Raw genomic sequence first — 20,460 nt, 5'->3', positions numbered from 1 at the left:
GATTACAGCACCTCCGGAGCCAGCGAGATGATTTTCATGAAGTTCTTGCCGCGCAGTTCACGAACAACGGGGCCAAAGATACGGGTACCGACTGGCTCGTTGTTGTTGTTCAGGATGACGGCGGCGTTGCGATCAAAACGGATCGCGGTGCCGTCTTCGCGACGGACTTCCTTGGCGGTGCGTACGACGACGGCCTTGCGGACGTCACCTTTCTTTACGCGGCCGCGTGGGATGGCTTCCTTCACCGAGACGACAATGATGTCGCCGACGGAGGCGTATTTACGCTTGGAACCACCCAGGACCTTGATGCACTGAACTCGGCGTGCGCCGGAGTTGTCAGCGACATCCAGATTGGTCTGCATCTGGATCATGTGGTTTCTCCCGACCTGTGGGGGCTGGTCTTGTTAATTCCCCCAGGGTTTCGACAAATGGAAAGGTCTGGGGGCTTACGCCTCCAGAACTTCCCAACGTTTCGTCTTCGATTTCGGCGCGCATTCGATGATGCGTACAGTGTCGCCGACCTTGAAGGCGTTCTTTTCGTCATGAGCCCGGTATTTCTTGGACTTACGAACGGTTTTTTGCAGCAGCGGGTGCTTGAAACGGCGTTCAACCGAAACAGTCACGGTCTGCTCGTTGGCGTCGCTGGTTACTACTCCGGACAGGATACGCTTGGGCATAGGATTACTCCTCCGATGCCGCGGCAGCGGCCTTTTCGTTCAGAATGGTTTTGACGCGGGCAGCATTGCGGCGGGCCGCTTTGATACCAGCTGTATTTTCCAGCTGACCGGTTGCCTGTTGAAAGCGCAGGTTAAAGCTTTCTTTCTTCAGGTTGGCCAGTTCCTCGCGGAGCTGGTCCGGGGTCTTTTCACGCAGTTCTTGGGCGTTCATCGCCTTTTTCCTTTGCTCAAAACACCAGAAGGCCCCCTTGCAGGGTCACCTTGGACCTGGTGGATGAATGATAGACATACGAATCCCCCGACTCGGCCGGGGGACTTGCAGGATGCCGTCGTATAAGGGTTTAGGGGGTGGGTGGCAAGGGTAAGTTTGACGTCTTCTTTACGCCAAGGGAATAAGTTGCTCCCGGTCGCTGAGCAGGTGGCCAACCACAAAGGTTCCTCGAAGTATTCCTCCTCCAAACTCAGGCCAAGGTCTGTATTGCCAACAGGCCGCGTTCGGCGCCCAATAGAGAAGGCCCAAAAGCCTGAAGTTCACAGAGGAGGTAAGAAAATGACCAGTCCTTATTCAGGAGGATGTGAACACGTCAAGATAGTCGCGACGGCAGAACCGATAGACAACCATGAATGCCATTGTGATGTCTGTAAGTCCGTGACCGGACAGCACACAACACATGTTGCGTTCTTTAACTACTCAGACCTGTCAGCAGACCCCGAAGATAAGATGAACCGTCAACCATTCAACGCCAACAATCCCGATGGCCCTTTAGAGCTTTGCACATGTTCAGAGTGCGGGGCCGCGCTGATGCTTGATGACAAGCAAAAGCGCATACGCGTGGCTGTACCCAACGTGATGGGGTATGATGACAGCCAGTTTCCGGCAGCGACTTACCACGCGTTTTATGATGACAGCAAAGGGTACCCCAAGCCTGATGACGGACGACCGGTATATGAAGCGCTTCGTCCAGAATTTGCTTGGCCTTCACCTGCCAGCTGACAAGGCGTAAGCTCATTCTGAGCGAAGTACCAACGGTGTTCGCTGACATTCAAGATGCCGGTATTCGGTGGGAGCGTTCAGTCCCACCGATAGTTGAAACTGACCGATATCCGCTCTTCCTCGGCCATGTTCATCGGCACCTCGTGGCGTAGCCAGCTTTCCCACAGCAGCACGTCGCCGACCTGAGGCTTCATATAGATAAAGGGCTGCAAATCGCGCCGCCCACCTTTGATCCGCGTTGGGGCCGCCATCATACGGCCCGAGCGGGGGTCTTCCAGCTTCAGCGCACTTGCCCCCTCGGGCATCGACACGTACGTCGTGCCCGAGATCACGCTGTGCGGGTGCAGGTGGCTGGAGTGCATGCCGCCCTCGGGCAGGATATTGATCCAGAGGTCCTCGAGCTTCAACTCTCCCTCGCCCAGATCGAATTCCAGATCCTTGGCGAAGGCCGCCACATGCTGATCCAGCACTTTGACCAAATCGGCAAAGATCGGGAACCGCCATGGCAGATCAGTCAGCGAGGCATAACTGGTATAACCGGGATAGCCGTTTTCCTCACACCAATCCTGCCCGGCCTCATCGTCCGCGGCAATGACAAGGCACGAGTTTTCCAGTTCTTCCGGGTCGATCCTGGGATCAAACTCAGACAATGCAGCGCGGTAGAGACGGGTTACGAAGAGTGATTCAATCTGTGCCATAGCGCCCTCTTAACCCAGCTTCACCGCGATTGCGATGGCTCTTTTGCGAGGCTCTGCCTCGCGCTCCGGGATATTTTTTGCCAGATGAAATCCGGATCCCCTGCTTCATCTGGCCATAAATATCCCGGGGGAGTCGCGGCTTGCCGCGGCGGGGGCAGCGCCCCCAAATGATAACCCCCGCCGGTTTCCCGACGGGGGTCAAATATATCACGAACGGGGAAACCCCCGGATCGCTTACCAGTCTTCGCGAACCACGACGCGGGTCTTGATCGGCAGCTTCATCGCGGCCAGGCGCAGGGCCTCGCGGGCGATGTCGTCATTGACGCCGTCGATTTCGAACATCACGCGACCGGGCTTGACCTTGCAAACCCAGCGGTCCACCGAACCCTTACCTTTACCCATACGAACTTCGATCGGCTTTGCAGTGACCGGAGTGTCGGGGAAGATACGGATCCAGACACGACCCTGACGTTTCATGTGACGGGTCATGGCACGACGTGCAGCTTCGATCTGGCGTGCGGTGACGCGCTCGGGCTGCAGGGCTTTCAGACCGTAGGTGCCAAAGTTCAGATCAGAGCCGCCCTTGGCTTCGCCCTTGATCCGGCCTTTGTGCATCTTGCGGAATTTAGTACGCTTTGGTTGAAGCATATCTTTCCCTCCTTAGCGACGACCGCCACCAGCACCACGAGGTGCAGGGCCGTCCTGGAGTTCCTGTGCTTTACGGTCACGTGCCTGCGGATCGTGCTCCATGATCTCACCTTTGAAGATCCAGACCTTGATCCCGATGATCCCGTAGGGGGTCATCGCTTCGGCATGTGCGTAATCGATGTCGGCACGCAGGGTGTGCAGAGGCACGCGGCCTTCGCGGTACCATTCGGTCCGTGCGATTTCGGCGCCGCCCAGACGGCCAGCGACGTTCACCCGGATACCCAGGGCACCCATGCGCATGGCGTTCTGAACCGAGCGCTTCATTGCGCGACGGAACGAAACACGACGTTCCAGCTGCTGAGCGATCGACTCGGCAACCAGCTGCGCGTCAAGCTCGGGCTTGCGCACTTCGACGATGTTCAGGTGCAGTTCGCTGTCGGTCATCTGGGCCAGCTTCTTGCGCAGAACTTCGATGTCTGCACCTTTCTTGCCGATGATGACACCCGGACGTGCGGTGTGGATCGTGACGCGGCACTTCTTGTGCGGACGTTCGATGATCACACGTGCAACACCGGCCTGCTTGCACTCTTTCTGGATGAACTCACGGATCTTGATGTCTTCCAGCAGAAGATCACCGTAATCCTTTGTGTCAGCGTACCAGCGGCTGTCCCAGGTGCGGTTGACCTGCAGGCGCATGCCGATCGGATTGACTTTATGTCCCATTAGGCTTGCTCCTCAACTTGACGCACCTTGATGGTGATCTCCGAGAACGGCTTCATGATCTTGCCGAAACGGCCACGGGCACGCGGGCGACCGCGCTTCATGACCAGGTTCTTGCCAACCCATGCTTCGGCGACGATCAGCTCGTCAACGTCCAGGTTGTGGTTGTTTTCGGCATTCGCGATTGCGGACTGCAGGCACTTTTTGACGTCCTGCGCGACACGCTTGTTCGAGAAAGTCAGGTCGGTCAGAGCCTTCTCGACTTTCTTGCCGCGGATCATTTGCGCAACCAGGTTCAGTTTCTGCGGGCTGGTGCGAAGCATGCGGGTTTTCGCCATTGCTTCGTTTTCGGCCACGCGGCGGGGGTTCTTTTCCTTGCCCATGACTTACTTCCGCTTCGCTTTTTTGTCTGCGGCGTGACCATAATAGGTCCGGGTCGGCGAGTACTCACCGAACTTCTGACCAATCATGTCTTCCGTGACGTTTACCGGGATATGCTTCTGGCCATTGTACACACCAAAGGTCAGACCCACGAACTGGGGCAGAATGGTGGAACGACGCGACCAGATCTTGATGACTTCGTTGCGGCCCGACTCGCGCGCTGCTTCGGCTTTTTTAAGCACATAAGCATCGACGAAAGGACCCTTCCAAACAGAGCGAGACATAGATTAACGTCCCTTCTTCTTGGCGTGCCGCGAGCGGATGATCAGCTTCTGGGACGCTTTGTTCTTGTTGCGGGTACGCTTACCCTTGGTGTCCTTACCCCACGGTGTAACCGGTGTACGGCCACCCGAGGTACGACCTTCACCACCACCGTGCGGGTGATCGATCGGGTTCATTGCAACACCACGAACCGACGGACGTACGCCTTTGTGGCGCATACGACCGGCTTTACCGAGGTTCTGGTTCGAGTTGTCGGGGTTGGACACGGCACCAACGGTGGCCATGCATTCCTGACGGACCATGCGCAGCTCGCCCGAGCTCAGACGGATCTGAGCGTAGCCGCCATCGCGACCAACGAACTGAGCGTATGTACCGGCCGCACGTGCGATCTGACCGCCTTTGCCAGGCTTCATCTCGATGTTGTGGACAATGGTACCGATCGGCATGCCCGAGAAAGGCATTGCGTTGCCCGGCTTGATGTCAGCTTTTGCCGACGCGATGACCTTGTCACCAACAGCCAGACGCTGCGGAGCCAGGATGTATGCCTGCTCGCCGTCTTCGTATTTTACCAGTGCGATGAATGCGGTCCGGTTCGGGTCATATTCGATCCGCTCGACGGTTGCCGCGACATCAAATTTGTTCCGTTTGAAGTCAACGATCCGGTAGAGACGCTTTGCGCCACCGCCGCGGCGGCGTGAAGTGATCCGTCCGGTGTTGTTCCGGCCGCCCGATTTGGTCAAACCCTCTGTGAGAGACTTGACCGGACGTCCTTTCCAAAGCTCCGAACGGTCGATCAGCACCAGCCCGCGCTGGCCCGGCGTCGTCGGCTTGTACGACTTAAGTGCCATGCTTTCTGTCTTCCGTTTAGCAAGTGCAGGGGATTTCCCCGCTATGTGAGAGGCCCCCGTAGGTGCCAAGGGTATAGGGCCCCGAAGGTCCCCGGTTCAAAATATCTAAGGCCCCGGAACGAATCCGAGGCCGTAAGATTGGGTGCGTTTAGCAGTGTTGGGACCGGGTGACAAGAGAGAGTATCAAACTTCTTCTGCGGCCTTGAATACCGCATCCTGCCAAACGCGTTGTGGTTTACGGCCTGGATGCTAAACCCAGAAATGTTCGAACTGTTGCTGGAACTCACAGAGCGGGAACAGGACCTGACAGAAAAGGTTGAAATTGTTTCCTGTGAACTTTGGTGCAGTGCACCCCGATCGGAAGGTTCAGAGACCGGGCTTATTGGTGTGGGGTCGGAAGGTTTCGCGGAAACCGATCTGGCAAAGTGCTGCCCCTGCAATCAGCCCAATGTATTTTAGGCTGAGCCGCTGCTGCTTGGCGGCCGCATTCATGAGCGGGCTGGGGAGGCACTCTACCGAGTGACCGTAATCGTCAATCTATCTCGGTATTCTTGCGGGCCGGGTTGATCCGGAATGGAGCGGCGGTGTGACAGGCGGGGCATTCGGAGAGCCGTGATACAAAGAACACCCCCGTAGGCCGGGCTTCAGCCCGGCCTACGGGCAAGGGGTGATGGGTGCGAGCAGCCATCTTACGGTCGCTACGTTTGTTTTGTACCGCCGTTAGAAATTGAAAGTCGTCGAAAAACCCCCAATGTTAGAACTATGTCGGATAGCATTACTTGAACCATTGCAAGGCTCGCCAACAAACCTGACCCAAGGGCGACCCATGTCACCAAAGACAACACATTTTGGTTTTGGGTAATTGAGTAATAAGAATAAAAAATTGCATACAATGGGATAGCATAAGTTATTATCACTCCCATGTATTTGACAATCGCGTACATCCACGAACTCATAAGTAAGATTGATTTCCTGTTTTTGAATCTCAAACGTGTAATTACAGATATAGGTCCAACGCGAAGAAGCGTTGGGTATGACATAATGTCAAAAAATTGCCGTTGAGTAACAATCGACGTGTCTGGGTCGACAATTTGATCAATCGCTTTGTGTGCTAAGTCATATGCCAGCATCGCATTCGCCCGAGCTGAACTATATGAAACGGCCAAAGCGCACATCGTGAAGAATGCCAAGACGTCGAAGAGCCCTTTCTCAACAATTCCGAGCCCGAAAGGAAGTGATTTTGTTATCACCACCCCGTCCTCAGAAAGCTGCGTTTCTGGTAAGACGACAACAGCCAGAACTGTAACAAGGGATAGCCACAATCGATTAGATAGCTTCGCATACAAGCTAAACCCATCCGCGAGATCTTTTACAACTTGTTTTGCACCTTCTGTTTCGGCCAACTCTGAGAACCTACTATTAGCTTTCCAGACTCATCTCTAAATAATACTATTACTGCGGCTGCTACCGCGCAAACTTCTTGTGCTTCAACCGCTTGGGCTCCAGCGCATCCGGCCCCAACCGCCGCTTTTTGTCCTCTTCGTAATCTTCGAAGTTGCCTTCGAACCATTCCACATGCGCGTCGCCTTCAAACGCCAGAATATGCGTGCAAATACGATCGAGAAAGAAGCGGTCGTGTGAGATGACGACGGCGCAGCCAGCGAAATCGACCAAGGCGTCTTCCAGTGCGCGCAGGGTTTCGACGTCGAGGTCGTTGGTGGGTTCGTCGAGCAGTAGGACGTTGCCGCCCTCTTTCAGCAGGCGGGCCATGTGGACACGGTTGCGCTCACCCCCGGATAGCAGCGAGACCTTTTTCTGCTGGTCGCCGCCCTTGAAGTTGAAGGACGAGCAATAGGCGCGGGAATTGACCTGCGCGTCGCCCAGCTGGATGATCTCGGCGCCGCCGGTGATCGCCTCCCACACTGTGTCGTTGTCTTTCAGGTCGTCGCGGGACTGGTCGACATAGGACAGCTCGACCGTGTCGCCGTATTCGATGGTGCCGGCATCGGGCTTTTCATGGCCGGTGAGCATTTTGAACAGGGTCGATTTACCGGCGCCGTTGGGGCCGATCACGCCGACGATGCCACCGGGCGGCAGGCTGAACGAGAGATTTTCGATCAGTTGCTTGTCGCCCATGTGCTTGGCCAGCCCGTTGACCTCGATCACCTTGCTGCCTAGGCGCGGGCCGTTGGGGATGACGATCTGAGCGCGGGTCAGCTTTTCGCGCTCGGACTGTTCCGCCAGCTCGTTATAGGCGTTGATCCGGGCTTTGGATTTGGCCTGACGCGCCTTTTGACCCTGACGCATCCATTCCAGTTCGCGCTGTAGCGTCTTCTGCTTGGATTTGTCCTCGCGTGCTTCCTGCTCAAGCCGTTTTGCTTTCTGCTCCAGCCACGAGGAATAGTTGCCTTCGTACGGAATGCCACGGCCGCGGTCCAATTCGAGAATCCAGCCGGTGATGTCATCTAGGAAATAACGGTCGTGGGTGACGATCAGGATGGTGCCTTTGTAGTCGATCAGGTGCTGTTGCAGCCAGGCGATGGTTTCCGCGTCCAGGTGGTTGGTCGGTTCGTCCAGAAGCAGCATGTCGGGCGCTTCCAGCAGCAGCTTGCACAGCGCCACGCGGCGTTTCTCACCACCCGAGAGGTTGGCGATGTTGGCATCGTCCGGCGGGCAGCGCAGCGCCTCCATCGAGACATCGATCTGGCTGTCCAGATCCCACAGGTTTTCCGCGTCGATCGCGTCCTGTAGGGTGGTCATTTCCTCCATCAGCTCGTCCGAGTAGTTCTCGGCGATCTCCATCGCGATCTCGTTGAAGCGGTCGACCTTGGCCTTTTTCCCGGCCACGCCCAGCATGACGTTTTCGCGAACGGTCAGGGATTCGTCCAGTTGCGGTTCCTGCGGCAGATAGCCGACCTTGGCCCCCTCGGCGGCCCATGCCTCGCCGGTGAAGTCGGTGTCCAGGCCGGCCATGATCTTCATCAGCGTCGATTTACCGGCGCCGTTGACGCCGACGACACCGATTTTCACGCCGGGCAGAAAGCTGAGGTGGATGTTTTCAAAACACTTCTTGCCACCGGGATAGGTCTTGGAGACACCCTGCATGTGGTAGACATATTGATAGGCAGCCATGTCGCGTCCTCTGGGTCGGGGAATTTGGTTGAAACGCTGGATATCCGAGCGGGACGGGCGGGGCAAGCTGGTGGTTTTGTGAATTTCGTCTTTGGGTCGGGCGGCATAGTGTGGGTGCGTTGTAAATGGGGGTGTTATGTCGGAACTGGCCGAGTTGATTGCGGGTTGGGCGCAGCCCGGTTGCGTGACTTGGATCGGAGCGCGACCAGAGCGCCGGGCCGAGATGGTGTCACTGGAGGAATCCGTGATTACTGAGGCCGGTCTGATCAGTGACCGCGCCCGCGTTGGCAAGAGAGCAGTGACTTTGATCCAGCAGGAGCATCTGGCGGCGATTGGGTCGTATCTGGGGCAGGGGCCGGTTGCGCCTGAAATCCTGCGGCGCAACCTGGTGGTTTCGGGGATCAATCTGACGGCGCTCAAAGGGCGCGAGGTGCAGGTGGGCGAGGCAATTTTGCGCCTCACCGTGATTTGTGCGCCGTGCAGCCGGATGGAAGAAGCGCTGGGCAAAGGCGGCTATTCCTCCGTGCGTGGGCACGGAGGATGGTGCGCTGAAGTCGTGCGACCCGGGCGGGTTCGGCTGGGTGATGTGGTGCAACCTGTTGATTGACAACGCCTCGCAGTTCTGAACATCAGCAGGGTATGGAGCGGTACGGCATACCCTATGCGCGACCTGGGCAGGTCGTCGGTCTGTTCGGCGGGTCGTTTGATCCACCGCATCAGGGCCATGTGCATGTCACGCTTCAAGCGAAGAAGGCGTTCGGGCTGGATCGGGTTTGGTGGCTGGTATCGCCGGGCAATCCGTTGAAGGAACGCGGGCCCGCGCCCATGGACAAGCGAATGGCGGCAGCGCGGAATGTGATGCAGCATCCGCGTGTCGAAGTGACGGACATCGAGGCGCTCACAGGTACACGCGCGACTGCGGATACTCTGACAGTGTTGCAGCGATTGTATCCACAGGTCCGATTTGTGTGGCTGATGGGGGCGGACAATCTGGCGCAGTTTCACCGCTGGAAAGACTGGCGAGGGATCATGGACAGTGTCCCTGTCGGTGTGGTCGCGCGGCCCGGCGACCGGATATCTGCCCGGATGTCCAGGGCGGCACGGGTCTATGCCAAGTACAGGATCGACGGGCAGGCGCGGCATCTTTTGGGGCGGGCGCAGGCTCCGGCCTGGTGTTTCGTGAATGTGCCGATGGTTGATGTCAGTTCCACTGAGATTCGGACGCGCGGCGAATGGCGCGCGGAAGTGTTGCCGGAATAGCCTTGCCCGGCGCATAATCGCAGCGAGTGGTTGCGCGCATTTGATCTGTGGGATTTTATTCCAACTATGGCTGGTCGTTTTTCACGTCGTGAGTTTCTGGGAGGATTGGGGGCGTCTCTGATCCCGGCAACTGGTTTGGCGCAGGCGCCGCTGGTCTCGCTCAGACCGCGCGCGCGTGCGGCGCTGTTGAGTGGTGCCGAGCGTTTGGTTGCAGCCGCAGGGTTGACGGGCGAAGTTGTTTTCGCCGTCGCGGATGTGGCGACCGGAAAGCCGCTGGAGGTTTTTGGTGAAGGTGCGGGCTTGCCCCCGGCCAGTGTCGGCAAGGCGATGACCGCGCTTTACGCGCTGGACGTTCTGGGGCCTGACCACCGGTTCGAAACCCGTTTGATCGCAGATGGGCCAATTGAAAACGGGATTCTGCATGGCGATCTGATACTGGCAGGCGGGGGTGACCCGCTGTTGGATACGGATGCGCTGGCCACGATGGCGGCCAACCTGCGCGAGGCCGGAATCACCGAGGTTCGAGGAGCTTTCAAGGTCTATGACGGGGCGCTGCCCTTCGTGTTCAGCATTGATCCCGGACAGCCGGATCATGTGGGGTACAGCCCGGCGGTAAGCGGGATATCGTTGAATTTCAATCGGGTCCATTTCGAGTGGAAGCGTGCCGGTAAGGGGTACGATGTGACCATGGATGCACGCAGCGCACGATATGTGCCGGCAGTGGATGTGGCAGCCATGCGGGTCGAGAACCGCAGCTTGCCTATCTATACCTATCAGCCAAGTGCGCGGCAGGACCGCTGGACCGTGGCCAAGGGCGCGCTGGGCAATGGCGGGGCGCGCTGGCTGCCTGTGCGCAAGCCCGCATTGTACGCGGGTGATGTGTTTCGTACTTTAGCCCGATCCAATGGAATCGTTTTGAATCGGGTGCAAGTGACACGAGAGACGCCAAAAGGCGTCGACCTTGTGGTGCATCGCAGCGATCCATTGAACAGTATTTTGCGCGGGATGCTGAAATACTCGACGAACCTGACGGCCGAGATGGTTGGGCTGGCCGCAACCAAAGCGCGGGGCGTTGACCCGCGCAACCTGGCGGAGTCGGCGGCCGAGATGAACCGTTGGGCGTCTCAGAGCTTTGGCGTGAACGGGATCGCGATGGTCGATCATTCCGGTCTTGGCGATGCCTCGCGTATGGTGCCGGCGGATCTGGTTGCGGCCCTGGTCGCGGCCCGGAAAATGGGCGCATTGCGCCCATTGATGAAGCCTTTTGCCTTGACGGATCGCAATGGGCGGCCGGTCAAGAACCACCCGATCAAGGTCGATGCCAAGACAGGCACATTGAACTTCGTATCCGGGTTGGGCGGTTTCCTGACAACGGCGGACGGGGTCGATCTTGCCTTTGCCATTTTTACGGCGGACGTGGCCCACCGCGCCAAGATTCCTCGCGCACAACGCGAACGGCCTGAAGGCGCGCGCAGCTGGAACCGCAGGTCGCGGAAACTGCAACGGGCCTTGCTGGAACGTTGGGGTTCGCTCTACGGAAGCTGAAACCCGTAGATTGCCCAGATCAGACCGTGTGGCGCGCGCGTGCCCCGCGTTCGATTGCGGCGGCATGCAGCCGGTCGATATTCAGTTCGTACCGGATTTCTTCCAGCAGGCGCAGTTCCGTTTCAGCGAGCGAACCGTCGGCGGCTGCAACATCGCAAGCCAGCGCATAGGCCGTTTCGTTCAGACGCTCGGGCAGGTTTTCACGGATCAGGCCAAACAGCGCATCCAAACCGTCTTCTTGTTCGAACAGGTCAAAAACAATCTGTGATACACGACGGGTCCGATCGATGTCATACCCGGCAAAGACCGGCAGCATGTTCACGGCGACTTCGATCTTGACCAGCTCGGCGGTTCGGATGTTTTCGTCAGACGCCGAGACTGCAACCATGATCGCCACAAGGCAATCCTGCGGGGACATCGGGTGGGGCACTTGCTCGGTCATGGGATGGTCCTGATTGGGGTCGTTCGAGGACGCACGATATGAGCGCAGCGGGTCAGGTTCAACACCTTGTTTCATCCACCCCCGCGCGATCAGGTATTCATGACCATCATTCCCGAAATCAAAAGCGCGGCCCCCAGCCAGTAGCGCAGCCCAAGTGTTTCGCCGAAGAAGACGTGCGAGGCCAGTGGCACAAGAACGAAACTGAGGGCCATGAAAGGGTAGGCCTGGGACAGGGTCAGATACCGCAGGACATACACCCACAGCACCGTAGCCGAGCCATAGATGGCAAAGGCTGTCAGAAGGAAAGGATCGAACAGCGTCTGGATGAGGCCCGCAATTCCGGTGGCTTCGCGCCCGTCAATCCGGTTTCCTGCCAGTTTGAACAGGATTTGCCCGGCCGAGATCATAACTGGTGTGCACAGCAAACCAACCCAGACCAGTGTCGTTGGGGCGGGCGGAGTCATCCTTGATGCTCCGGTTCCGGTTTTTCCCCGGGGCGGTCTTCGCAATAGTAGATGTCGCGCCCCAGATCTTCGCAGACATGGATGTCCGGGCTGGGATGCACCGCGCGCAGAAAGCTGTGGGTGTAGGGGAAAAAGTTGAAATGCGGATTGAAGGTGTACCTGCTTTCGCGTTCACGCGGGACGACGATAATGACGCGTTTTCGCGCGACACGACGCAGTTCAGCGATTGCTTGCCGGTAATCCAGAAGATGCTCGATCACGTGGGTGCAGATTACGGTGTCAAAGCTGTTGTCTTCGAACGGCAGTTCTTCGATCCGAGCTGCGACATAGTCGATATTGTCGATGGCTGCCGCATCATCGACGACGAAATCCACTCCTGTCAGTTGCGTGATGTCGGGTCGGGCGGCCTTTATGCGTTGCAAAAGAACTCCGGTGCCGCAGCCGACATCGCAGATGCTTTGCCCGACGATATCCTTGGCAATCCGCTTGATGCAGGCTTCGGAATTGTCGGTGCCCTGATGTACGCGCGGATGATCGCGGTAGAGTCTTTCGTATTCGTCATCCGTCAGATAGGTTGCACGTTCACGGAATTCGGCAAGGCGCGTGATATGGTCGCCCCAAACCCTGCATGCCAGCCAATGAAAGGCGGCGCTGTCACGCAGGATAGGCGGCACGATATCTTCGAGTACAAAGCGTATACGGTTGGTGGTTTCGCGTCGCATCCCGTTTCCTCTGGTCCGGGGAACCCCCCGTGTCGCCTTTGTCTAACACTGCCCGGTGAGCGTGCGAAACAACCGGGTCAAGTTTGCGCCCGCGCCCGTGTCTTTTTTGTTTCGGAGGAACAATCGGCCCACCATTGTGGCCTGAGCAAGGCTGGCCGGTGAAAATGCAGCGCAGATATCCCGGGCAGAGTGTTTGCGGGCCATGGAACGTTTCCCTACCTGCCCGAGGGCGACTGTTTTTTGGCGCAGTGTGTCGCGAATTGCGCCACTGCTTTATTGACTCATGCTGCACTGGCACAATAGGAGGGGCCGGTCCGGTTGCATGGGGTGACCGCGGCACTTTCCCCGATGGAGCACATTGAAATGTCTGAACTGCGTGAAACCGCGATGTCGTCCAAGGCCTGGCCTTTTGAAGAGGCGCGCCGGTTGCTCAAACGCTATCAGAAGGGTGCTCCGGAAAAGGGGTATGTGCTGTTCGAAACTGGTTACGGCCCGTCTGGCTTGCCGCATATCGGAACGTTCGGCGAGGTCGCGCGGACCACGATGGTCAAGCGCGCGTTCGAGGCGCTTTCGGACATGTCGACCAAGTTGATCTGTTTTTCAGACGATCTGGACGGGATGCGCAAGGTGCCCAGCAACGTGCCCAACCCGGAGGCGCTTGAGGAACATTTGCAGCGCCCGTTGACTTCGGTTCCCGATCCGTTTGGCGAATACCCCAGCTTCGGCGAGCACAACAACGCGATGCTGCGCCGGTTCCTCGATACCTTCGGATTCGAATATGAGTTCTATTCGGCGCGTGATTTCTATCGCTCGGGCCAATTCGACGAGATTCTGAAGCGTGCAGTTGAACGCTATGACGACGTGATGGCCATCATGTTGAAAAGCCTGCGGGAAGAACGCCAGCAGACCTATTCGATCTTCCTGCCGATCCACCCGGAAACCGGTCGGGTTCTGTATGTGCCGATGAAGAAAGTGTGTGCAGAGACCTATACCGTCACATTCGATGATGAAGACGGCAAGGAATGGACCGTTCCCGTCACCGGTGGCAACGTGAAGCTGCAATGGAAGCCGGATTTCGGGGCGCGCTGGGCAGCGCTGGGTGTCGATTTTGAGATGTACGGCAAAGAACATGCTACCAACGAAAAGATCTATGACGCGATCTGCCGTGCATTGGGCGGCCGCGCGCCCGAGCATTTCAGCTATGAGCTGTTTCTGGATGAGAATGGCCAGAAGATCTCGAAATCGTCGGGCAATGGTGTCTCGATTGACGAATGGCTGACCTATGCGCCGACTGAAAGCCTAGCGTATTTCATGTACCAAAAGCCCAAGACGGCCAAGCGGATGCATTTCGACGTGATCCCGAGAGCCTATGATGAGTATCATCAGCAGCTGCGCGCCTATCCGGGGCAGGACCTGAAAGCTCAGTTGAACAATCCGGTCTGGCACATTCACGGTGGCGACGTTCCAGAATCGACCCTGATCGTACCGTTTGCTATGTTGCTGAACCTGGCGTCGGTCTCGGGCGCGGAAGACAAGGAGACGCTGTGGGGCTTTATTCGCCGCTATGCGCCGGAAGCAACGGCTGAAAGCCATCCCGATCTGGATCAGGCCGCGGGCTTTGCGGTTCGCTACTTCAACGATTTCGTCAAACCAACGCGCAAACATCGCGCACCCACGGATCAGGAGCGCGAGGCGCTGGAAGCGCTGAAAGCCGCGCTTGAGGCTTATGATGGCCCGACCGAGGACGAGGCGCTCCAATCAGTGGTCTATTCCATCGGGCGTGAGCGGTTCGACCCCATGCGCGGTTGGTTCACGGCGTTGTACGAAGTGCTTCTGGGTGCATCGCAGGGCCCGCGTTTTGGCGGCTTTATCGCGCTGTACGGTGTGCCAGAGACAATTGGCCTGATCGACAAGGCGCTGGCCGGAGAGCTGGTCTGATTTGACCTGATCCCCTATGGGGCTACTCTTTTTTGCAGGAGGTGGCCCCATGCGTCGATTTTTGCTTGCTGTATCCCTGAGTGTTGGGCTGGGGTCGGGCGCGTTTGCGCAAAACGCAGAGATCGAAGCAAACATTTCGGCGCAGATACAGGCCTTCAAGGCGGATGATTTTGCCACGGCCTTCACCTTTGCCAGCCCCAGCATCCAGCGCCTTTTTCAGAACCCCGACAATTTCGGACAGATGGTGCGCAATGGATATCCGATGGTCTGGCGTCCTGCCGACATACGTTTTCTGGAGTTGCGTGAAATTGCAGGAGCCTTGTGGCAGAAGGTGATGATCACGGATGCAAACGGGCGTGTGCACATATTGGACTATCAGATGATCCCTCTGGAAGGCGGTTGGAAAATCAATGGCGTCCAATTGTTGGGCAACGCTGACCCTGCGGCCTGAGGCAACACCACCGTCACGGTGATATGAGCCGTGGTTAATTCTCTTTCGGTATTCAGACTGACGCGTTCGGGGCGGACCTGGACACGGGGTTTGGACGCGTCGCCAGATTGGCGTGGCGCGATTTAGAAAGGGTTTTCAATGAACAAGGCAATCACTGACGGCATCGTCTTCATGCCGCCTCAATTCGCGAATGGCCTGAACGTTTGGTCTGCAGGGGACGGAACGCCCGGCTCGCCCACATATGGTGGATCCGGCACGGGGGTTTTCGTGCCTGCGGATGCCGATTTTGGTGGCTGTCTGGAGATCCTGAAAGTCCAAACCACCCAACAGCTTCGATACATGGGCCAGACGCCGATTTTGCCTGGTTGCTATTTGCAGATCAAAGCGCGGGTCAAGGCGATCAGCGGCCCTTTGCCGTCGGTGCGCATAGCGGCCTGGGCCGGGGGCGCGGAGGACACGCATGTGTCAGGTGTTGTGGAGCAGGGGCCTGCAACACAGCTGTCGGGCTATGGAGGAGTGCATGAAATAACGGCGATTGTCGGAACCGGCAAACGCCCCGGCGTGGACATGCCTTGGGGGCTGGCCGCCCTGTATGGCCATTTTGGTCTGGATATTGAGGGCGCGAATGGGGCGCTGGTGCGTGTCGACGACCTAGAGATCACGGATGTCACCGGTGTCTTCTTGCGTGAGATGATCAGTGTTGTGGATGTGCGCGACTATGGGGCCATCGGCGACGGTGTGACGGATGATTCAGCTGCGTTTGAAGCGGCCGATCAGGCGGCGGGTGGCCGTCGGGTTTACGTTCCGCAAGGGACTTATCATCTGGCCGAAAACACCAGTATGACATCCGAAATGGACTTTGAAGGCACAGTCACCATGCCGGATGACAAGATGCTGTTGCTGACAAAGGATTTCCATCTGCCGGCTTACATCTCGGCTTTCGGAGACGAAGAACTGGCGTTCAAAAAAGCGTTTCAGGCCCTTCTGAACAATTCGGATCATGACTCGCTGGATTTGGGTGGTCGCAAGATTTCCGTCACCGCGCCGATCGACATGGCCGCAGCGGTTCCCAACAAGCAGAGTGGTTTTTCAACCCGTCGCGTGATCCGGAATGGTCAGTTTGATGTCAAAAGCAGTTCGGCGTGGGATACCGAAACGTTCACCTCGACTGCGACCTATGATCCGTCGGACAAAACGCGTCTGACCAATGTCGCGAATGTCGCCAACATTCCCGTCGGGTCCTACGTTGCCGGCAGCGGGGTCGGGCGTGAAATCTATGTACGGTCAAAGAATGTCGGTGCGGGTGAGATCACACTGAGTGCGCCTCTTGTGGGGGCTTCGGGGACCCAGTCTTTCACATTCTATTCACTCAAGTACCTGCTGGATTTCAGCGGCTTCAGCACGCTTCGGAAATTCGGCATGGAACAGATCGAATTTCAGTGCAACAGCCGATGCAGCGGAATTCGTTTGGCGGCCTCCGGCAGTACGTTTTCGTTGAGCGACTGTTTTATCAGCCGCCCGAAAAACCGGGGGATCACGTCGACCGGAACGGGGTGCAAGGGTATGCTGATCGATAATTGCCAGTTCCTGTCAGCAGAAGAATCCCTTGTCGTCACGGACCGATATTCCATTGCGTTGAATACCAATTCAAACGATGTGAAGCTGCGCCACAACCGAGCCGTGCGCTTCAGACATTTCGCTGTTCTGGGCGGTGACAATAACATGATTCTGGGCAACCATGTCTTTCAGGGCGATAGCATCCCGCAAGGTGTGCGTACGGCCGGTTTGATCATGATCGGCACCTACAACAGTTCCACTATCGCCGAGAATTATGTCGACAACTGTTTCGTCGAATGGACGAATGAACGCGACCCGTCGCCGACCTACACGAGTGGCTTTTCGTTCAGTGCAATGAGCATCACGGACAACATCTTTTATTCCAGTCAGGCCCCGTCCTGGTTCAGTTTCATCGTCATTCGTCCCTATGGGCCCGGGCATTTTCTCAATGGCCTGGTCGTGACCGGCAACAAGTTCCGTGCCACGAGCGGTGAAATCTTTCGAGCGGATCGGGTGGATACAAGCTTTGCCGACTTGAACAAAGACAGGCACTCGAACGTGACCTTCCAGAACAATACGTATCATGGCGTAACAAGGAAATCCGCAAACCCGTTGAGGGTTCGTTATACGCAGAACTCGGTGTCCAATCTTTGGCCTGTTTCGGCAAACGGGCAGTTGCCTTTCGACGGCAAAGCAAGAAGCTGCGATGGGGTTGCGACGATCGGTGTGCTCTCGGGGGTGTTCAACAACCACGTCTTCAGTGCGCCTCATGTTGAGGTCGAACAGGGGGCGACAGGCGACAGTTTTCTGTTGCGTTGGCCAGAGCATGTGAAGGGTACGGCCTCGGTTCTGATGCGCATGGAACGTTAAAAGGCTGTCTGGCCACCCCGAAACGGGTGGCCATTTCACTCTGATCTGACCGTAAAATGACAGACCCGGTTTGCAAGGACGGCAGGAAATAGGCGACGTTTCATTTTGATGTGTTAGGCTTGGGACAGAAAGTGGAGAATCCCGATGCTGAAAATCGCCAAAAACGCCAGTGTTCAGACAGTTATCACGACCTTTGAAATGACGCCTGGCACCTGCCAGGACCTTCTGGAAGCTCTGACGGATGCCTATGCCGAATTCATTTCGAAGCAGCCAGGTTTCGTTTCCGCCGGGCTGCACGTCAATGACGCGCAAACCCGAATAGCAAACTATTCGCAATGGGAACGCCGCGAAGATTTCCTTGCCATGCTGCGCACGCCTGAAATGCGCGATCGCAACCGCAAGATCAACGAACTCTGCAAAAGCTTTGAACCGGTCATGTATGACGTCGCTGAGACATTCGGCAGTTCCTGACCTGAATCAAAGCCTGCAATTCGTATCTGTTTCAAAGTTAGCCTGCAAAAACGGAGGCTCACATCATGTATCACAACATTCTGGTCCCCATCTCGTTCGATGTTGAAAGAGATACATCCGGGCCTTTGAAGCTGGCCCAGATTCTGGCCACGCCAGACGCGCAGGTGACCTTGTTGCATGTGGTCGAGCATATTCCTAACTATGCAATCTCGTACATGCCGTCAGAATATCTGACAGAGGCGCGTAAGGCGATTCAGACAGAACTGGATGAACTGGCATCGCAGCTGCCGAATGCAAAGGGTTTGGTGATCGAGGGACATTCCGGCCGGACCATTCTGGATTGGGCCGAGGCGAACAAACCCGATCTGATCATAATTGCGTCCCACCGGCCGGGGATGCAGGACCTGCTACTGGGCTCTACCGCGTCTCATGTCGTTCGTCATGCGGCATGTGCCGTGCATGTGGTCCGCTGATGGCTAGAAATCCTGTGCGGTAAGGCGGCAGGCCCTGCCAAATCCGGCGTTCAAAAGGCCGTCTTGGATGGCGAACCGGACCAGTCCGAAATCGGCGAAATCGATATAGAGTTTCGCTTTGGGCCGTCGCGCCAAGTACCGGTCGCGCAAGTCACCATAGCCTGCCATGTCCCGGTGAACTGGCTGAGCGATCACGTGCAATGTCAGGCGCGGATGGGTCAGCGGGTCGCCCTTGTCTGCGGGCTCTCCGATCAGAAGGGCGCAGTTGGGACAAGCGCTCAGCGCGCGCGTGTGTTCCGCAAGGGTTGAAATCAGCGAAACAGGGCAACCTGCTTCATCCGTGGCCAGCGCGATCCGCGAGACAGACGGCCACCCGGTGTCAGGGCGCAGAAAGGCCAGTGCGGCAAATTTGGCCTGAAAGAGAAGGTCCTGTGCTTGCAAGCGCGCCGCTGCGTCGGGCGTCTGATAAGGATCGGATTGGGTCACGATATCGGTTCGGCAGCAAAAAATCGGGCAGATGACGGTTCCCTGTCATTTTAAGTGCCTGAAATGGATTGCGCCATTTGTTTTACCTCAGCGATATGGGATTGCCTCGGCTTTGCCACAAATCGACGTTACAGATCAGATAATGCTGTTCAAGAAACCCTCGCAGGATACGTCTGATCCGAAGCCGCGGCCGTCCAGACGACACCGGCGCGCAGAGGCGACGCGCAGGCATGCGCTGTCTCCGATACGCATTCTGGTCATGGTTCTGTTGTTGCCGCTGACCACCGTGCTGATCGCCACGGGTGTTTTTCTGCGCCTGTCCGAATTTGAGCGGGAAGAGGCGGTGATCCACCTGATCGCATTGGCAGGGTGTGATGCAACGCAGTCGCTGGGGGTGGGGCCGTTTTACGAGGGGCAGGCGGGTTATCACAAGCGTAATGACCCGGATGGCGACGGGGTCGCCTGTGGCGCTACTAGCCCGCCCCGGGCAACTGCGCCGCCAGTTCACAACAATCCCGAACCGCAACAGCGGTCTCTTGGAACGGCCAAGTTCGTGCGCCCCTGACGGTTGTAATCGCGAAGTCCAGAAAATCTGCTCGGGCCGGGGCCGGTTGCCTGTGTCATCCAGTTAGCCTCAAGCGAACGGGCGTCATGTCACAGTGGGATGGCAATGCAGCGGATCAACCCCATCTCATATGGATGGCAAAACAGGAGATCGTATGATGCAATGCCCGATTGACGGAACTCAACTGGTCATCACGGACAGAAACGGGGTTGAAATCGACTATTGTCCGCAATGCCGAGGTGTCTGGCTGGATCGGGGCGAACTGGACAAGATCATCGAGCGTTCGACAGCGTATTCTCCGCCACAACCCGGCTACGATGACCGGGCGGATCACGGCTATCGCAAGAAAAAGAAAAGAGGCGGCTTTCTGGAAGATCTGTTCGATTTCTGACCCGGTTAGGACAGCTGGGCCCCGGCACATTCGCGGAAAATGCGAACCTGGGGCGCTGCACCGTCCAAGGGAAATTCACTCACCCTGTCCTGCGTAAACGCATAGGCGGTCAGGTTGTATTCCAGCCCGTCCAGCACGTTTCCAAATCCGGTATCGGTAACCGTCAGCATCGATGCACCGTCAGATAGGACATGATGCGGAGTGGCGATTTCGATAGGGTTTGGCCCCTGGAACCGCATCGCGAACCATGGGGTATTGGTCCAACCTTCGGTCTTGCGGGTAACGGACAGGGTATAGAGCGGCTTTGCGGGGTCATAGGTCAGGAATATCTCTGCCGTGTCCGTAACGTGTGACAGGGTGCAGATCTGGCCCACCGTTGCTTCCCACGCGGCGGCGGGTGTTCCGAGGATCATTGATAACAGGACAACGCGCATGGTGCGGAGTC

At 57.3% G+C, this 20,460-nt stretch carries 27 protein-coding genes; 11 read left to right on the top strand and 16 right to left on the bottom strand.

Annotated features, from left to right (window positions below; all coding sequences use genetic code 11):
- Positions 1–2 precede the first annotated feature (2 nt).
- The 3 genes from rplN to rpmC all read right to left on the bottom strand — a co-directional run bounded on the left by rplN (position 3) and on the right by rpmC (position 888).
- Complete coding sequence (rplN, locus tag GS605_RS19875; protein ID WP_008757934.1) at positions 3–371, bottom strand: 50S ribosomal protein L14; 369 nt, start codon at positions 369–371, stop codon at positions 3–5.
- 75 nt (positions 372–446) lie between these two features.
- On the bottom strand, positions 447–677 hold the full coding sequence (rpsQ, locus tag GS605_RS19870; RefSeq protein WP_171638085.1) for a 30S ribosomal protein S17: 231 nt from the start codon (positions 675–677) through the stop codon (positions 447–449).
- 4 nt (positions 678–681) lie between these two features.
- Positions 682–888: a 50S ribosomal protein L29 gene (gene rpmC, locus GS605_RS19865; RefSeq protein ID WP_093965352.1), complete on the bottom strand. Its 207-nt coding sequence runs from the start codon at positions 886–888 to the stop codon at positions 682–684.
- 339 nt (positions 889–1,227) lie between these two features.
- On the opposite strand from rpmC, the gene GS605_RS19860 reads away from it, so the two are divergent.
- Positions 1,228–1,671, top strand: coding sequence for a GFA family protein (locus GS605_RS19860; protein ID WP_171725089.1), 444 nt, complete (start codon positions 1,228–1,230; stop codon positions 1,669–1,671).
- A gap of 77 nt (positions 1,672–1,748) precedes the next feature.
- On the opposite strand, the gene GS605_RS19855 is transcribed toward GS605_RS19860, so the two are convergent.
- The 8 genes from GS605_RS19855 to ettA form a co-directional block, all read right to left on the bottom strand.
- Positions 1,749–2,369 (bottom strand): 2OG-Fe(II) oxygenase family protein, encoded by a 621-nt coding sequence (locus GS605_RS19855; RefSeq protein ID WP_171725088.1) that lies wholly within the window; start codon positions 2,367–2,369, stop codon positions 1,749–1,751.
- Positions 2,370–2,603: 234 nt separating this feature from the next.
- Positions 2,604–3,017: a 50S ribosomal protein L16 gene (rplP, locus tag GS605_RS19850; protein WP_117872242.1), complete on the bottom strand. Its 414-nt coding sequence runs from the start codon at positions 3,015–3,017 to the stop codon at positions 2,604–2,606.
- 12 nt (positions 3,018–3,029) lie between these two features.
- On the bottom strand, positions 3,030–3,740 hold the full coding sequence (gene rpsC / locus GS605_RS19845; RefSeq protein ID WP_171638079.1) for a 30S ribosomal protein S3: 711 nt from the start codon (positions 3,738–3,740) through the stop codon (positions 3,030–3,032).
- Complete coding sequence (rplV, locus tag GS605_RS19840) at positions 3,740–4,120, bottom strand: 50S ribosomal protein L22 (protein WP_039538267.1); 381 nt, start codon at positions 4,118–4,120, stop codon at positions 3,740–3,742. Before rplV ends, rpsC begins: the two co-directional genes overlap by 1 nt.
- 3 nt (positions 4,121–4,123) lie before the next feature.
- Positions 4,124–4,402, bottom strand: a complete 279-nt coding sequence (gene rpsS / locus GS605_RS19835) for a 30S ribosomal protein S19 (protein WP_068348022.1) — start codon at positions 4,400–4,402, stop codon at positions 4,124–4,126.
- A 3-nt stretch (positions 4,403–4,405) separates the two neighbouring features.
- Positions 4,406–5,248, bottom strand: a complete 843-nt coding sequence (rplB, locus tag GS605_RS19830; RefSeq protein ID WP_170356688.1) for a 50S ribosomal protein L2 — start codon at positions 5,246–5,248, stop codon at positions 4,406–4,408.
- A gap of 698 nt (positions 5,249–5,946) precedes the next feature.
- Positions 5,947–6,651 carry a hypothetical protein gene (locus GS605_RS19825; protein WP_171725087.1) on the bottom strand — a complete coding sequence of 235 codons (705 nt, stop codon included), beginning with the start codon at positions 6,649–6,651 and terminating at the stop codon, positions 5,947–5,949.
- Between the two features lie 61 nt (positions 6,652–6,712).
- Positions 6,713–8,380, bottom strand: coding sequence for an energy-dependent translational throttle protein EttA (gene ettA, locus GS605_RS19820; RefSeq protein ID WP_171638073.1), 1,668 nt, complete (start codon positions 8,378–8,380; stop codon positions 6,713–6,715).
- A 136-nt stretch (positions 8,381–8,516) separates the two neighbouring features.
- On the opposite strand from ettA, the gene GS605_RS19815 reads away from it, so the two are divergent.
- The 3 genes from GS605_RS19815 to dacB all read left to right on the top strand — a co-directional run bounded on the left by GS605_RS19815 (position 8,517) and on the right by dacB (position 11,185).
- The gene (locus GS605_RS19815) at positions 8,517–8,987 is read left to right on the top strand and encodes an MOSC domain-containing protein (protein WP_171638071.1); all 471 of its coding nucleotides are present in this window, start codon (positions 8,517–8,519) and stop codon (positions 8,985–8,987) included.
- A 32-nt stretch (positions 8,988–9,019) separates the two neighbouring features.
- A complete protein-coding gene (locus GS605_RS19810; RefSeq protein WP_171725086.1) occupies positions 9,020–9,640 on the top strand; it encodes a nicotinate-nucleotide adenylyltransferase in 621 nt (206 codons plus the stop codon).
- A gap of 66 nt (positions 9,641–9,706) precedes the next feature.
- Positions 9,707–11,185, top strand: coding sequence for a D-alanyl-D-alanine carboxypeptidase/D-alanyl-D-alanine-endopeptidase (dacB, locus tag GS605_RS19805; protein ID WP_171725085.1), 1,479 nt, complete (start codon positions 9,707–9,709; stop codon positions 11,183–11,185).
- A gap of 19 nt (positions 11,186–11,204) precedes the next feature.
- Here dacB and GS605_RS19800 read toward each other — a convergent pair whose 3' ends face one another.
- The 3 genes from GS605_RS19800 to GS605_RS19790 all read right to left on the bottom strand — a co-directional run bounded on the left by GS605_RS19800 (position 11,205) and on the right by GS605_RS19790 (position 12,813).
- A complete protein-coding gene (locus GS605_RS19800) occupies positions 11,205–11,627 on the bottom strand; it encodes a tellurite resistance TerB family protein (protein WP_152459150.1) in 423 nt (140 codons plus the stop codon).
- Between the two features lie 89 nt (positions 11,628–11,716).
- Positions 11,717–12,091 (bottom strand): EamA family transporter, encoded by a 375-nt coding sequence (locus GS605_RS19795; RefSeq protein WP_216600271.1) that lies wholly within the window; start codon positions 12,089–12,091, stop codon positions 11,717–11,719.
- Positions 12,088–12,813: a class I SAM-dependent methyltransferase gene (locus GS605_RS19790; protein ID WP_171725084.1), complete on the bottom strand. Its 726-nt coding sequence runs from the start codon at positions 12,811–12,813 to the stop codon at positions 12,088–12,090. Before GS605_RS19790 ends, GS605_RS19795 begins: the two co-directional genes overlap by 4 nt.
- A gap of 363 nt (positions 12,814–13,176) precedes the next feature.
- Here GS605_RS19790 and GS605_RS19785 point away from each other — a divergent pair, with 363 nt between their 5' ends.
- From GS605_RS19785 to GS605_RS19765, 5 genes are all read left to right on the top strand, one after another.
- Entirely contained in the window at positions 13,177–14,751 is a 1,575-nt protein-coding gene (locus GS605_RS19785) for a lysine--tRNA ligase (RefSeq protein ID WP_171725083.1), read from the top strand.
- 49 nt (positions 14,752–14,800) lie between these two features.
- The gene (locus GS605_RS19780) at positions 14,801–15,202 is read left to right on the top strand and encodes a DUF4864 domain-containing protein (protein ID WP_171725082.1); all 402 of its coding nucleotides are present in this window, start codon (positions 14,801–14,803) and stop codon (positions 15,200–15,202) included.
- A 138-nt stretch (positions 15,203–15,340) separates the two neighbouring features.
- Entirely contained in the window at positions 15,341–17,629 is a 2,289-nt protein-coding gene (locus tag GS605_RS19775) for a glycosyl hydrolase family 28-related protein (protein WP_171725081.1), read from the top strand.
- A 144-nt stretch (positions 17,630–17,773) separates the two neighbouring features.
- Positions 17,774–18,100: an antibiotic biosynthesis monooxygenase gene (locus GS605_RS19770; protein WP_152459145.1), complete on the top strand. Its 327-nt coding sequence runs from the start codon at positions 17,774–17,776 to the stop codon at positions 18,098–18,100.
- Positions 18,101–18,165: 65 nt separating this feature from the next.
- A complete protein-coding gene (locus GS605_RS19765; protein ID WP_171725080.1) occupies positions 18,166–18,573 on the top strand; it encodes a universal stress protein in 408 nt (135 codons plus the stop codon).
- 3 nt (positions 18,574–18,576) lie between these two features.
- Here the strand turns inward: GS605_RS19765 and GS605_RS19760 are convergent, their stop codons facing one another.
- Positions 18,577–19,059, bottom strand: coding sequence for a pyridoxamine 5-phosphate oxidase (locus GS605_RS19760; protein ID WP_171725079.1), 483 nt, complete (start codon positions 19,057–19,059; stop codon positions 18,577–18,579).
- Positions 19,060–19,201: 142 nt separating this feature from the next.
- On the opposite strand from GS605_RS19760, the gene GS605_RS19755 reads away from it, so the two are divergent.
- Together GS605_RS19755 and GS605_RS19750 are read left to right on the top strand one after the other, a co-directional pair.
- Positions 19,202–19,624 carry an excalibur calcium-binding domain-containing protein gene (locus tag GS605_RS19755; protein WP_171725078.1) on the top strand — a complete coding sequence of 141 codons (423 nt, stop codon included), beginning with the start codon at positions 19,202–19,204 and terminating at the stop codon, positions 19,622–19,624.
- A 157-nt stretch (positions 19,625–19,781) separates the two neighbouring features.
- Complete coding sequence (locus GS605_RS19750) at positions 19,782–20,015, top strand: zf-TFIIB domain-containing protein (RefSeq protein WP_171169092.1); 234 nt, start codon at positions 19,782–19,784, stop codon at positions 20,013–20,015.
- A gap of 5 nt (positions 20,016–20,020) precedes the next feature.
- On the opposite strand, the gene GS605_RS19745 is transcribed toward GS605_RS19750, so the two are convergent.
- Complete coding sequence (locus tag GS605_RS19745) at positions 20,021–20,449, bottom strand: hypothetical protein (protein WP_171725077.1); 429 nt, start codon at positions 20,447–20,449, stop codon at positions 20,021–20,023.
- Between the last annotated feature and the right edge of the window lie 11 nt (positions 20,450–20,460).

Source organism: Ruegeria sp. HKCCD7559 (genome assembly GCF_013110575.1).
Classification (GTDB): domain Bacteria; phylum Pseudomonadota; class Alphaproteobacteria; order Rhodobacterales; family Rhodobacteraceae; genus Ruegeria.
Note: the sequence above shows the minus strand (reverse complement) of the source record. Positions and strands in the feature narration are given on the sequence as shown.

Excerpts from the sequence above, each read along its gene's own strand:
- GS605_RS19800 (WP_152459150.1), bottom strand. The coding sequence starts at position 11,627 with ATGACCGAGCAAGTGCCCCACCCGATGTCCCCGCAGGATTGCCTTGTG.
- GS605_RS19785 (WP_171725083.1), top strand. The coding sequence starts at position 13,177 with ATGTCTGAACTGCGTGAAACCGCGATGTCGTCCAAGGCCTGGCCTTTT.
- dacB (WP_171725085.1), top strand. The coding sequence starts at position 9,707 with ATGGCTGGTCGTTTTTCACGTCGTGAGTTTCTGGGAGGATTGGGGGCG.
- rplV (WP_039538267.1), bottom strand. The coding sequence starts at position 4,120 with ATGGGCAAGGAAAAGAACCCCCGCCGCGTGGCCGAAAACGAAGCAATG.
- GS605_RS19745 (WP_171725077.1), bottom strand. The coding sequence starts at position 20,449 with ATGCGCGTTGTCCTGTTATCAATGATCCTCGGAACACCCGCCGCCGCG.
- GS605_RS19855 (WP_171725088.1), bottom strand. The coding sequence starts at position 2,369 with ATGGCACAGATTGAATCACTCTTCGTAACCCGTCTCTACCGCGCTGCA.
- GS605_RS19770 (WP_152459145.1), top strand. The coding sequence starts at position 17,774 with ATGCTGAAAATCGCCAAAAACGCCAGTGTTCAGACAGTTATCACGACC.
- GS605_RS19815 (WP_171638071.1), top strand. The coding sequence starts at position 8,517 with ATGTCGGAACTGGCCGAGTTGATTGCGGGTTGGGCGCAGCCCGGTTGC.
- ettA (WP_171638073.1), bottom strand. The coding sequence starts at position 8,380 with ATGGCTGCCTATCAATATGTCTACCACATGCAGGGTGTCTCCAAGACC.
- GS605_RS19775 (WP_171725081.1), top strand. The coding sequence starts at position 15,341 with ATGAACAAGGCAATCACTGACGGCATCGTCTTCATGCCGCCTCAATTC.
- GS605_RS19795 (WP_216600271.1), bottom strand. The coding sequence starts at position 12,091 with ATGACTCCGCCCGCCCCAACGACACTGGTCTGGGTTGGTTTGCTGTGC.
- rpsS (WP_068348022.1), bottom strand. The coding sequence starts at position 4,402 with ATGTCTCGCTCTGTTTGGAAGGGTCCTTTCGTCGATGCTTATGTGCTT.
- GS605_RS19860 (WP_171725089.1), top strand. The coding sequence starts at position 1,228 with ATGACCAGTCCTTATTCAGGAGGATGTGAACACGTCAAGATAGTCGCG.
- rplP (WP_117872242.1), bottom strand. The coding sequence starts at position 3,017 with ATGCTTCAACCAAAGCGTACTAAATTCCGCAAGATGCACAAAGGCCGG.
- rpsQ (WP_171638085.1), bottom strand. The coding sequence starts at position 677 with ATGCCCAAGCGTATCCTGTCCGGAGTAGTAACCAGCGACGCCAACGAG.
- rplN (WP_008757934.1), bottom strand. The coding sequence starts at position 371 with ATGATCCAGATGCAGACCAATCTGGATGTCGCTGACAACTCCGGCGCA.
- GS605_RS19780 (WP_171725082.1), top strand. The coding sequence starts at position 14,801 with ATGCGTCGATTTTTGCTTGCTGTATCCCTGAGTGTTGGGCTGGGGTCG.
- GS605_RS19755 (WP_171725078.1), top strand. The coding sequence starts at position 19,202 with ATGCTGTTCAAGAAACCCTCGCAGGATACGTCTGATCCGAAGCCGCGG.
- GS605_RS19810 (WP_171725086.1), top strand. The coding sequence starts at position 9,020 with ATGGAGCGGTACGGCATACCCTATGCGCGACCTGGGCAGGTCGTCGGT.
- rpmC (WP_093965352.1), bottom strand. The coding sequence starts at position 888 with ATGAACGCCCAAGAACTGCGTGAAAAGACCCCGGACCAGCTCCGCGAG.
- GS605_RS19790 (WP_171725084.1), bottom strand. The coding sequence starts at position 12,813 with ATGCGACGCGAAACCACCAACCGTATACGCTTTGTACTCGAAGATATC.
- GS605_RS19750 (WP_171169092.1), top strand. The coding sequence starts at position 19,782 with ATGCAATGCCCGATTGACGGAACTCAACTGGTCATCACGGACAGAAAC.
- rpsC (WP_171638079.1), bottom strand. The coding sequence starts at position 3,740 with ATGGGACATAAAGTCAATCCGATCGGCATGCGCCTGCAGGTCAACCGC.
- rplB (WP_170356688.1), bottom strand. The coding sequence starts at position 5,248 with ATGGCACTTAAGTCGTACAAGCCGACGACGCCGGGCCAGCGCGGGCTG.
- GS605_RS19765 (WP_171725080.1), top strand. The coding sequence starts at position 18,166 with ATGTATCACAACATTCTGGTCCCCATCTCGTTCGATGTTGAAAGAGAT.